Origin of the sequence: Phytohabitans houttuyneae (genome assembly GCF_011764425.1) — a bacterium.
Classification (GTDB): domain Bacteria; phylum Actinomycetota; class Actinomycetes; order Mycobacteriales; family Micromonosporaceae; genus Phytohabitans; species Phytohabitans houttuyneae.
Genome location: NZ_BLPF01000001.1, coordinates 2,064,073 through 2,075,064, shown reverse-complemented (window position 1 = coordinate 2,075,064; position 10,992 = coordinate 2,064,073). Strand labels below are relative to the sequence as shown.

The following is a 10,992-nucleotide window of genomic DNA, read 5'->3' as shown; positions in this document are numbered from 1 at the left end:
TATGGACAGCCCGCGTTAATGTGCTGGTCATGGCGACGTACACGCACGGGCATCACGAGTCGGTCCTGCGCTCGCACCGCTGGCGTACCGTGGAAAACTCCGCTGCGTACCTCCTGGACCACCTGGCACCCGGCCTCACCGTGCTCGACGTGGGCTGCGGTCCCGGCACGATCACCGCCGACCTCGCCGTGCGCGTGGCGCCGGGTCAGGTCACCGCGGTCGACAGCTCCGACGCGGCGCTGGACGAGGCGCGCCAGGAGGCCGCCCAGCGGGGTGTCACAAACGTCGGGTTCGCCGTCGCCGACGTGCACGCGCTCGACTTTCCCGACGACTCGTTCGACGTCGTGCACGCCCACCAGGTGCTCCAGCACGTCGGCGACCCGGTGGCCGCGCTGCGCGAGATGCGGCGGGTGTGCCGGCCCGGCGGGATCGTGGCCGCACGGGACTCCGACTATGCGGCGATGACGTGGTACCCGGAGGTGCCCGAGCTTGACGCGTGGCTCGACCTCTACCGCGACGTGGCCCGGCGCAACGGCGGCGAGCCGGACGCCGGCCGGCGGCTGCACGCGTGGGCGCGGCAGGCGGGCTTTGCCGAGGTGACCGCGTCGGCGTCGGTGTGGTGCTTCGCCTCGGAGGAGGACCGCGCCTGGTGGAGCGGCATGTGGGCGGACCGGATCACGCACTCGGCCATCGCCGGGCAGGCGCTCGCCGCGGGGTACCCCCAAGTGGAGCTGGACCGCATCTCCGAAGGGTGGCGGAAATGGGGCGCCGTGGAGGACGGCTGGTTTGCCATCCTCCACGGCGAGGTGCTCTGTCGGGCCTGACGTGCCGTCAGGAGGCGTAGGCCTCCAGGCGCTTGGCCCGCGACGGGTGGCGCAGCTTCAGCAGGGTGACCTTTTCGATCTGGCGGATCCGCTCGCGGGAAAGGCCGAACTCGCGGCCCACCTCGTCGAGCGTGCGCTGGCGGCCGTCGTCGAGGCCGAAGCGGAGGCGGATGACCGCCTGCTCCCGCTGCGAGAGCGTGGCGAGCACGATCTCGACCTCGCTGCGCAGCTCGCCCTGCGCGACGCTGTCGGCCGGCTCCTCGCGCGGGTCGACGCCCGCCACGAAGTCGCCGAGCGCGCTCTCGCCGTCTTCGCCGACCGCCTGGTCGAGGCTGACCGGCTCCCGGTCGTACGAGATCAGCTCGATCACCTGGAACTCCGGCACGACCATCGCCTTGGCGATCTCGGCGATCGTGGGCTCGCGGCCGAGCGTGGTGCTCAGGTCGCGGCGGGCGCGCACCATGCGGTTGACCTGCTCGACCATGTGCACTGGGATGCGGATGGTGCGGGCTTGGTCGGCCATGGCGCGGGTGATGGCTTGGCGGATCCACCAGGTGGCGTATGTGGAGAACTTGTAGCCCTTGGTGTAGTCGAATTTTTCGACGGCGCGGATGAGGCCGAGGTTGCCTTCCTGGATGAGGTCGAGGAAGGCCATGCCACGACCGGTGTACCGCTTGGCGATGCTGACCACGAGCCGCAGGTTGGCCTCCAGCAGGTGGTCCTTTGCCGCGCGACCCTCGACCGCGATGGTCGCGAGGTCCTCCCGTACGGCCGGGGGAAGCGCCGCGTCCGCGAGCTTCTCCTCGGCGAAGAGCCCGGCCTCGATGCGCTTGGCAAGCTCGACTTCCTGAACGGCGGTGAGCAGTTTGGTCCGTCCGATACCGTTCAGATACGCCCGGACCAGATCGGCCGACACTCCCCGCTCGTCGGTGGCGTCGAGGTCGGCATCGAGGGTGAGCTCGTTGTCGTTCATGTGCAGGACCACCTTTAGTCGCCTCCCCGCGTCGACAGATGGCACGCGTCCCAGCTGCCCGAGTGGCGCTGGTGAGAAAAGCTTGGCGGTCGGGGCGTGAAGCGGGAGTGAGGCGAGCGCCGGGTGGCACTAATCCGGTAGTTGATTAGCCCGGGGTATACCTTTTAGGGGAAATGTCGCCGGTTGCTGCGTGGGGTTAGTGTGCTGAGGTTGCGATAGCTCTAACCCCCGATCCGGGAGGACGACGTGGTCTTCAAGCGCATGTTGCAGGCGATGGGTGTGGGAGGCCCGTCGGTGGAGACAGTGCTCAGCAACCCAAACTGCCGGCCGGGCGGCTACCTGGAGGGTCAGGTGCACGTGGTCGGTGGCGACCACCCGGTCGATATCGAATATCTGGCTGTCGGCCTGGTCACCCGCGTCGAGGTGGAGAGCGGGGACTCGGAGTACGACACGACGCAGGAGTTCCACCGCCAGCGGCTGACCGGCTCCTTCCGGCTGGCTCCGGGCGGGCGCCACGACGTGCCGTTCCGCTTCGACGTGCCGTGGGAGACCCCGATCACCGAGCTGTACGGCCAGCATCTGCACGGCATGACCATGGGCCTGCGCACCGAGCTCGAGGTGGCCCGCTCGGTCGACAAGGGTGACCTGGACGCGGTGGCGGTGCACCCGCTGCCGGCACAGGAGCGCATCCTGGACGCGTTCCTGCGGCTGGGCTTCCGCTTCAGCAAGGCCGACGTCGAGCGCGGCCGCATCCACGGCGTGCAGCAGTCGCTGCCCTTCTACCAGGAGATCGAGTTCTACCCCGCCCCGCAGTACGCGCGGGCGTTCAACCAGCTCGAGGTCACCTTCCTGCCGACGCCGCACCAGCTCCAGGTGGTGCTGGAGCTGGACAAGCGGGGTGGCGTCTTCACCGAGGGCCGCGACACGTTCGGCCGCTTCACGGTCGACTACGCGGGGGCCGAGCAGGCCGACTGGGCCGGCCAACTGGACGCCTGGCTCCGCCAGTCGGCTCAACGTAGGGGCCTGTTCTTCTAAAACCGACCCACCCAAGTTGATCAGGGACTTCGTGAGCGCCGGCGCCCGGCGTCCACCCACGAGGTCCCTGATCAACTCTGAGGTCCGCCGCCTAGACGTCGAGCAGGATCGTGCGAGGGCCCACGTTGACGCTCTCCACGAGCATGTGGGCGCGGAAGCGGCCCGTGGCCACCGTGGCCCCGCGCGACTCCAGCGCCTTGACGAACGCGGTCACCAGCGGCTCGGCCACCTCCGCCGGCGCGGCGGCGCTCCACGACGGTCGCCGGCCCTTGCGGGCGTCGCCGTAGAGGGTGAACTGGCTGACCACCAGGACGGGCGCGCCGGCGTCCGAGGCCGAGCGCTCGTCGTCCAGGATCCGCAGCTCCCACACCTTGCGGGCCATCGTCTCCGCGGTCGAGGGCGTGTCGGTGTGCGTGACACCGAGCAGCACCAGGAGGCCGTCCTGGATCGCGCCGACCACCTCGTCCTCGACCGTCACGCTCGCCCGGCCGACGGTCTGTACCACCGCGCGCATCCCGCTCAGCCCTCCGGGAGCAGCACGCCGCGCTCCACAAGGTGCGCGACGATCGGCACCGCGGCCTCGGCCAGATCCTGCTCCGCCACCTCGTGCGCGACCGCCAGGACGGCGATCTGGTCGCGCAGCGGCACCTGGCCGTCGCAGCCGCCGACGAGCGCGAGCACGAGCGGGTCGACCTCCTCGCTCCAGCGCAGGCCCTGTGGCATCGCCAGCACCTGGCGGTCCACCGCCCAGCCTTCGGGGCCCATCGTGGCCTCCTGCCGCAGCTGGAGACCGTCGGCCGCCCGGTACCGTCCGGCGAGGATGGCGGCCGCGTCGCGTACCCGAAGGAAATCCTGGCGGTCGAACCAGGCCGCGACCTGCGCTCCGAGCGGGCCCGCCACCTGCTGGCGCAGGTCTTCGACCCGGACCACCGGGTCGTCGGCGCCGGCGCGGCGGAGGGTGATCAGGCCGAAGCCCACCGCCTCGATCTTGTGGGCGTCGAACCAGTCGAGCCACGCCGCCCTGCGGGCCGGGTCGTGCGGCTCGCCCGCGTCGGTCAGCCAAAGGTCCACATAGGACACTGGGTCGGCCACCTCGCGCTGGATCACCCAGGCGGAAAGGCCCGTGCCGGCGACCCACCCGGCCACCCGGTCGCCCCACTCCTCGCCGGCCACGTGCGCCCAGTTGGCCAGGTACTGCATCGTGCCGCCCTCGGTCAGCAGCCCCGGCGCGGCGGCGGCCAGCTCGGCGCTGATGCCGTCGCCGGCGCGGCCGGAGTCGCGGTACGCGTGGGTGGCCGTGCCCGGACCCACCACGAAGGGCGGGTTGCTCACCACCAGGTCGAAGCGGCGCCCCGCCACCGGCGCGACCATGTCACCGCGCAGCAGCTCCCACGAGAGGTCGTTGAGCGCGGCGTTGGTGGCGGCGAAGCTGAGCGCCCGCTCGCTCACGTCCGTGGCGGTCACGGTGGTGGCGTGCTGGGCGAGGTGCAAAGCCTGTACGCCGCAGCCGGTGCCCAGGTCCAGCGCCGAACCCACCGGGCGGCGGATCGTGGCGCCGGCCAGCGTGGTGGAGGCGCCGCCCACGCCGAGCACGTGGTCGGGCGCCAGCGGCACGCCCGGGTGGGCGGTGGCGGGCAGGTCGGCGAGGACCCACCACGAGTCGCCGTACGCCTCGAGGTCGAGCCCCTGCCGCAACCCGTCGCCGTCGGGCACGACAAGCCCGGCGGCGAGCGCGTCGGCGAGGGGGAGCGGCGCGAGCGCGGCCTCCACCGCGGCGGTGGACTCGGTCTGCCCGCACACGAAGAGCCGGATCAGCGTGGCCAGCGGGTCGCGGTCGGCGGTGGCGCGCAGCGCCGCGCGGAAGTCGTTGCGGGACACGGCGGCGGTGGCCACCTCGCCGAGGCGGTCGGCGATGCCGCTGGCCGTGTACTCGCGGAGGGCCGTGCGCAGCTGCTCCACGCCCTTGTCGGTGAAAAGCATCTCAGTCCATCCGGAAGTCGGCGAAGTCGAAGCCCGGCGCCACCACGCAGCTGACCAGCACATGCTGGTCGCCGGCGGGCGCGGCGGCCTGCCACACCCCGCCCGGCACCAGCACCTGCGGGACCTGGCCGGCGGCGATGTCGTCGCCCAGGATGGCGGTCTCGTGGTTGCGCATGCGCAGCTCCAGCGGGCCGCCGGAGTGCCACAGCCACAGCTCGTCCGAGCGCACCATGTGCCACCGCGACTCCTCGCCCGGGTGGAGCAGGAAGTAGATCGCGGTGGCGGCGCGGCGCGGCCCGTCGTAGCCGGCCGGCTCGAACGCGTGGTCGCTGCGCCACGTCTCCCGGAACCACCCACCCTCCGGGTGGGGGGCGAGGTCGAGCTGTTCGGCGAGCGGCGGTCGGGGTGAACTCATCCGGCCATTCTGGCGTCTCAGGGTCGCGCGGGGTGGCGAAGGACGCGATCGTCACCGTCCCGGAGGTCGCCGCGCCCGTCGCGGTTGGACGTGGCCAGCCACAGCGCGCCGTCGGGCGCGATCTCCACGGTGCGCAGGCGGCCGTAGCGGTCGCGCAGTTCGGCGCGCGGCTCGCCGGCCTCGCCGTCATTCAGGGGTACCGTCCAGAGCCGCTCGCCGCGCAGCGCCGCCACGTAGAGCGTGTCGCCGGCGATTGCCGCGCCGGAGGGGGAGGCGTCGTCGGTCGGCCAGGTGACGATCGGGTTGGTGTACCGCCCGCCGTCCGTGTCGCCCTCGCCCTCCACATCGGGCCAGCCGTAGTTTTTGCCCGCCTCGATGCGGTTGACCTCGTCGAGGCGGTTCTGGCCGAACTCGGTCGCGTACATCCGGCCCGCGCTGTCCCACGCCAGCCCTTGCACGTTGCGGTGGCCCATCGTGTAGACCGGGGAGTCCGCCCGCGGGTTGCCCGGCGCCGGGTCGCCCTCCGGCGTCAGGCGCAGGATCTTGCCGTTGGGGCTGTCCGGATCCTGCGAGGAGGCGGTGTTTGCGGCATCGCCCGTGCCGGCGTACAGCATGCCGTCCGGCCCGAACTTGATGCGCCCTCCATTGTGGTTGCCCGCCTTGCGGATGCCCCGGAAGACGACCTCGGGCCGGGCGTCACCGTCCAGCCGGAAACGCACGATGCGGTTGTCCGAGTCGGCCGTGTGGTACGCGTACACCCAGCGGTCCTGCGCGTAGCCGGGTGACACCGCGAGCCCCAGCAGGCCGCCCTCGCCGCCCGCGTCCACGCCGGGCACCTCGTACACCTCGCGCGCCTGCCCGCCGGGCGAGACCTGGAGGATGCGGCCGGTGTCGCGCTCCGCCACGAGAGCGTTGCCGTCCGGCAGGAACGCGAGGCCCCACGGCACATCCAGCCCGCTCGCCACCTGCTGCGGCGCACCGAGGTCCGGCGGGCCGCCGGGGGTGCTGCTCGCGCCGGAGCCGGTCGGTGTGGGCACGGTGGCCGCCGGCTGCGTCGGCTCGCCACCGCCGCTGTCGCCCCCGTCGTCGCCCGAGCAGGCGGTCAGCGCCGCCACCGCAGCCAGAGCCACCATGGATTTCCGCACGGTTGTGCCCCTCTCGTCGGCTGTCCCGATCGCACCAGAACGGGGCGAAAGCCCGAGGAAAGACTAGCCGTGCGGAGATTACTGCCGGCCGATGGCGTGTCCCAGTGAGCGCAGGCGGCGGGCCCACCCGGCGACGGTGTGGCGGGGTACACCGAAGTGTTCGGCGACCGCGGTGATCGAGCCGGTCTGCCGGTACACGTCCATGACCTCGTCGGCTTCGGGCATCCGCCGGTACGCGCGGGTGCCGGTGTTTTCGGCGCCGCGTTTGGTGGCTTTCTTCGCGGCGGACCGGGTGGTGGCTTTGGCCGTCGCTTTCTTGGCCGCGGTCTTGCGGGCGCGGCGGCGCGGTGCGGGCGCGACCTCTTCATCGACGGTCTCGGCGACGGGTGGCAGAGCGGCCGGTGGTGCGGGTGCGGTGAGTGCGCGCACCAGCAGGTCGAGGTCGACCGGTGGCAGGTCGGCCGGGGCGAGGCCACCGCCGCTGGCCGCGCGCACGGTGAGCTCGGTGATTCGCGTCTGTCCGGTGGAGATGTCCACTCGCACGGTGGTGTGTGCCGCGGCGCCGGCGGCGGCGCCGCCGTCGTCGGGCGTGATGGTGATGACGTACCTACTCACGGGAGCCTCCTGTCCAGTGGGTCCGCCATCCGCGCCCGACCGCCGCGCCCCCGTACGCCTGCGGCGCCCCGCAACATCCTCGGTGGGACGACCTGCCACATATGTCGACGGCGTGAGATTACCTCCCCGAGATCGGCAATCGTGCGCTCTCCGCCGCTTTCCATAGTGGAGCGCGCCGCGCACCCGCACCCGGCCGCCGCGCGGATCGGGCAGGATGGGGCTATGACGCTCAACCTGCCCATCGACGCCGAAGCCAACGAGCTGCTCCAGCGGAGCCCGTTGGCTCTGTTGGTCGGCATGATTCTGGACCACCACACAGGCGAACGTATGTTTGATGCATGGGCGGTGAGCTGGTACAACGGGCGCACTGGGGTGACCTGGAGGGTCTGAACCTCGCCGGACTCGTCCGGCTGTCGTTCGAATTTGAAGGGCAGCGCGCAGGCTCGCCGTACATGACCGGCCGGGACATCAAGGGCCGGGACGAGCAGACCAAGGACTGTCGCGGCTACGTCGAGGGCCGCAAGGGCAACTACGTCTTCACGTACGAGGAACCGGACACCAGCGCCTACAAGCGCAAGCGGGTGCGGCTGCCGGACGGGCGGATGGCGTACCGGGTGGTGCGCCCGGTCTTCGAGGGCGCGCTGGAGGATCTCAAGCGCGGGCTGACGCCTGATGGGCAGCGGCTTGACGGCCTCATCGTCTACGACATCGACAGGCTCACACGCGACAACCGCCACCTCGAAGACTGCATCGAGGTGGTCGAGCACTTCGGCCGCCCCATCCTGGACATCACCGGCACCCTCGACCTGCTTACCGACAACGGCCGGACTGTCGCCCGGATCGTAGTGGCGACCTACCACAAGCAGTCGGTGGACGCGGCGCGCCGGGTGCGCCGCAAGCACCGGGCGATGGAGCAGGCGGGAACCCCACCGGCGGCCGGCGTCCATTCGGGTGGAAGCGGGATCTGCGCACGCTGGAGCCTTTGGAAGCGGACGCGGTGAGGAAGGCCGCGCAGCGCCTCCTGGAGGGCGCGCCGCTCGCTGCGGTCGTAGCCCAATGGCGGGCCTCAGGTCTCCAGACGCCGCTCGGCAAGGAGTGGGTGGCCGAGTCGGTCAAGCAGGTGTTGCGTAACCCGCGCATCTGCGGCTACCGCTCGCGTCACGTGCGGGAGGTCGACCCCGATACCGGCAAGGAGCACGTGCGCATGGAGGTGGTGCGTGATGCGTCGGGGGAGCCGGTGATCGGTCAGTTCGAGCCGATCCTGACGGTCGGGGAGTGGCAGGCTGTCACGGCGATCATCGGGTCGAACGCCGTCCGTGGACGAGGTACGAATGCGCGTATCTACCTGCTGACCGGCACTTTGCGCTGCGGCAAGCCGGACTGCGGCCACAAGCTGCGGGCGATCAAGGCGCACGAGAGTCGGGTGAAGACGCCGGGGCTCTTCTACTACGCCTGTGAGAGCCGTGCCAAGGGCGGCTGTGGTGGGGTGAGCATCCCGGGCGGCAAGACCGATGAGTTCATCGCGGAAGCGGTCATCGCGAAGTACGAGCTGGAGGCGCAGCGGCGCGAGGCGAGGAGCGCTCCTTCGCCGTGGGCGCGAGAAGCTGAGCTGGCCCAGATCCGCCAGGACATCGCCGACCTGACTGCGGCTTGGCGGGCGCGTCCCCAGCGGATTTCGAGCAGTCGCTACTTCGCGATGTTGCCTGAGCTGGAGCGCGAGGAGCAGACCTTGAGCGGGGAGCGCGACGCCTGGCTCGCCAAGCAGTACGCCGCGGCGGGCAGGCCGGTTGACCTTCGGGCCAAGTGGCCGAAGCTTGGGCTGGCGGAGAAGCGGGCCTACATCGAGGACGTGCTCGCGGCGGTGCTGGTGTACCCGGCGGGCGGAAAGCGCGGCTGGAACCCGGAGCGGTTGGAGCCAATCTGGCGCGAGGACTGAGAGTGACGTTTGTGGTCTGCGTCACTTCGGTCAGCGTTTGTCATTGGTTGTCAGCGTGTACCCGCGGGTACCGACTGGTGACGGCTGTGACCGGCCTTCACCGTGACGCTCGGTGGAAGTCGATATTGGTGGCCGCTTTTATTCGCTGAGACTGTCGGATGGCGTGGCTACTCTCGATTGCAGAGCCGCGAGACATCGCCACAACCGAATACGGAAGCACGCGCCCTCTGCCTTTACAAGCTGACCGGGATTTGCCGCATGGGGACCGCTGTCGTAGGACTCACCCGGACCTACAATTTTGCTGGCGGTAGGCAGACGCATACAGGCCACACCTTCTTCGATTCCATGATTGTGCTTCCGTAGCAACCTCTCTTCTGTATTCGCACGTCGGACGCTGGATGCCGGTGTGGCGATCTCGCGCGCTCTTTTCCTGGAATCGAGGAAGGGAGCCGCCCAATCTTGGACCCGATCAGCGCGCGGGAATGGGGACGCCGAAAGGCTGCTGAAGCGCCCGCCTGGTCTGAACGGAAATGGCGTCGCATCTGCGCGACACTCGGCCTGGACCTGGCCGAGCCGCCCGCACCGTCGGATGGTGAAAGGGTCTGTCGTTCCGACTTCGGAGCGGCCGCTTGAACAGATTCGAGAACCTGCCCGAGGACGTTCGAGCGGCGGCAAGTCGTATGGCCATGCCGGACTTTCCGGCCTGGGAACGTCAAGTTAGATTGACAGGCGCGTGCGCGAACCCGATCCGCTTGCGTGGCTACCGGACCGTGGTCGACGCCGGCACCGGCGAGGTGCTGGACCACTACTGCACCGACGACGAGCCGACCGGCTACCGCCTCGTCCGGTGCGGCAACCGGCGGGCGGTCATCTGCCCGTCGTGCGCCCAGGTCAAGAAGGACGACACGTTTCAGATCGGGCGCGCCGGCCTGGTCGGCGGCAAGGGCGTGCCGGAGTCGGTGGCCGAGCATCCGGCCATCTTCGCCACGCTGACGGCCCCATCGTTCGGCGCGGTCCACAGTAGGCATAAGCAGCTCGGCAAGGACGGGAAGCCGTTGCGCTGTCGCGTCCGCCGTGACGCGGAGCCGTGCCCGCACGGTGTGGTGATGTCGTGCCGGGAGCGGCATGGTGAGGGTGATCCTCGGGTCGGTCAGGCGATGTGCCTGGAGTGCTACGACTACACCGGCGCGGTGCTGTTCAACGCGTACGCGGGCGAGCTGTGGAAGCGGCTCACCATCTACCTGCGCCGCGAGATCGCAGCGCGTGTCGGGACCAGCCGGACGAGCCTCGGCAAGGTGGCCAAGGTGTCCTTCTTCAAGGTCGCCGAGTATCAGGCCAGGGGAGTCATCCACTTCCACGTCGTGATTCGCATCGACGGCCCGTCCGGTCCGTCCTCGGCTCCGCCCTCGTGGGCGCGTGTGGAGCTGCTGGAGTCCGGCCTACGTCATGCCGCAGCGGCGGTGTATGTCGATCTTTTCTCGCGGACGGTGCGCTTCGGTTCTCAGCTCGACGTGCAGCCGGTGAGCCAGGCCGGCGACGGCATCAGCGGCCCGCGAGCTGCGCTGTACATCGCCAAGTACGTCACGAAGGGCGCCGAGATTGCCGGCCTGCCACCACGCAGGATTAAGAGCGTCGATGACCTGTACTGGCTCCACTTGCCCGCGCATGCCGAACGCATGGTGCGGGAGTGCTTCGCCCTGGACCTCGACCCAGCGCACCGCGACATCGCGTTTGCTCGTTGGGCGCACATGCTGGGCTACCGCGGTCATGCCGCCACGAAGAGCCTCGCCTACTCGACCACCTACGGCCGGCTCCAGCAGGAGCGCCGCGACCACCAGCAGGCTGAGCGCCGCCACTCTCAGGGACTACCTCCGCTCGACGGTCGCAACATCGTCATCGATGCCAAGTGGAGGTTCATGCGCTCCGGACTCGCGCACGGGGAGGCGCCCATCGTGGACGCCATTCGGGCCCGGCAACGGCACTTCCGGTCTGGGTGAGCTGGTTACGAGTTTCTATACGGGGTCAAGGCGCCGCTGACGCGGCGCACCGTGGCGCCCGCCGGCTCAGGG

12 protein-coding genes are annotated in these 10,992 nt (G+C 70.3%); 6 read left to right on the top strand and 6 right to left on the bottom strand.

Annotated elements, in window-relative coordinates; all coding sequences use genetic code 11:
* The first annotated feature begins 29 nt into the window (after positions 1-29).
* The gene (locus Phou_RS09365) at positions 30-824 is read left to right on the top strand and encodes a class I SAM-dependent methyltransferase (RefSeq protein ID WP_173055365.1); all 795 of its coding nucleotides are present in this window, start codon (positions 30-32) and stop codon (positions 822-824) included.
* A 7-nt stretch (positions 825-831) separates the two neighbouring features.
* Here the strand turns inward: Phou_RS09365 and sigB are convergent, their stop codons facing one another.
* Positions 832-1,797: an RNA polymerase sigma factor SigB gene (gene sigB / locus Phou_RS09360; RefSeq protein ID WP_173055363.1), complete on the bottom strand. Its 966-nt coding sequence runs from the start codon at positions 1,795-1,797 to the stop codon at positions 832-834.
* 246 nt (positions 1,798-2,043) lie between these two features.
* Here sigB and Phou_RS09355 point away from each other — a divergent pair, with 246 nt between their 5' ends.
* Positions 2,044-2,832, top strand: coding sequence for a sporulation protein (locus Phou_RS09355; RefSeq protein ID WP_173055361.1), 789 nt, complete (start codon positions 2,044-2,046; stop codon positions 2,830-2,832).
* 91 nt (positions 2,833-2,923) lie between these two features.
* On the opposite strand, the gene dtd is transcribed toward Phou_RS09355, so the two are convergent.
* From dtd to Phou_RS09330, 5 genes are all read right to left on the bottom strand, one after another.
* Positions 2,924-3,346: a D-aminoacyl-tRNA deacylase gene (gene dtd / locus Phou_RS09350; protein ID WP_173055359.1), complete on the bottom strand. Its 423-nt coding sequence runs from the start codon at positions 3,344-3,346 to the stop codon at positions 2,924-2,926.
* A 5-nt stretch (positions 3,347-3,351) separates the two neighbouring features.
* Positions 3,352-4,812: a DUF7782 domain-containing protein gene (locus tag Phou_RS09345; RefSeq protein ID WP_173055357.1), complete on the bottom strand. Its 1,461-nt coding sequence runs from the start codon at positions 4,810-4,812 to the stop codon at positions 3,352-3,354.
* Position 4,813: 1 nt separating this feature from the next.
* On the bottom strand, positions 4,814-5,227 hold the full coding sequence (locus Phou_RS09340; RefSeq protein ID WP_173055355.1) for a cupin domain-containing protein: 414 nt from the start codon (positions 5,225-5,227) through the stop codon (positions 4,814-4,816).
* Positions 5,228-5,244: 17 nt separating this feature from the next.
* Positions 5,245-6,360, bottom strand: coding sequence for a PQQ-dependent sugar dehydrogenase (locus tag Phou_RS09335; RefSeq protein ID WP_173055353.1), 1,116 nt, complete (start codon positions 6,358-6,360; stop codon positions 5,245-5,247).
* Between the two features lie 90 nt (positions 6,361-6,450).
* Positions 6,451-6,987: a hypothetical protein gene (locus Phou_RS09330; RefSeq protein ID WP_173055351.1), complete on the bottom strand. Its 537-nt coding sequence runs from the start codon at positions 6,985-6,987 to the stop codon at positions 6,451-6,453.
* A gap of 222 nt (positions 6,988-7,209) precedes the next feature.
* Between Phou_RS09330 and Phou_RS54370 the strand changes: the two genes are divergently transcribed.
* From Phou_RS54370 to Phou_RS09315, 4 genes are all read left to right on the top strand, one after another.
* Entirely contained in the window at positions 7,210-7,377 is a 168-nt protein-coding gene (locus tag Phou_RS54370) for a hypothetical protein (protein ID WP_281365017.1), read from the top strand.
* Complete coding sequence (locus tag Phou_RS50995) at positions 7,326-7,988, top strand: recombinase family protein (protein ID WP_218578900.1); 663 nt, start codon at positions 7,326-7,328, stop codon at positions 7,986-7,988. The genes Phou_RS54370 and Phou_RS50995 overlap by 52 nt, the downstream gene beginning before the upstream one ends.
* Positions 7,970-8,923 (top strand): recombinase family protein, encoded by a 954-nt coding sequence (locus tag Phou_RS50990; protein ID WP_218578896.1) that lies wholly within the window; start codon positions 7,970-7,972, stop codon positions 8,921-8,923. The genes Phou_RS50995 and Phou_RS50990 overlap by 19 nt, the downstream gene beginning before the upstream one ends.
* 680 nt (positions 8,924-9,603) lie before the next feature.
* Entirely contained in the window at positions 9,604-10,920 is a 1,317-nt protein-coding gene (locus Phou_RS09315; RefSeq protein ID WP_173055349.1) for a replication initiator, read from the top strand.
* Positions 10,921-10,992: the final 72 nt, after the last annotated feature.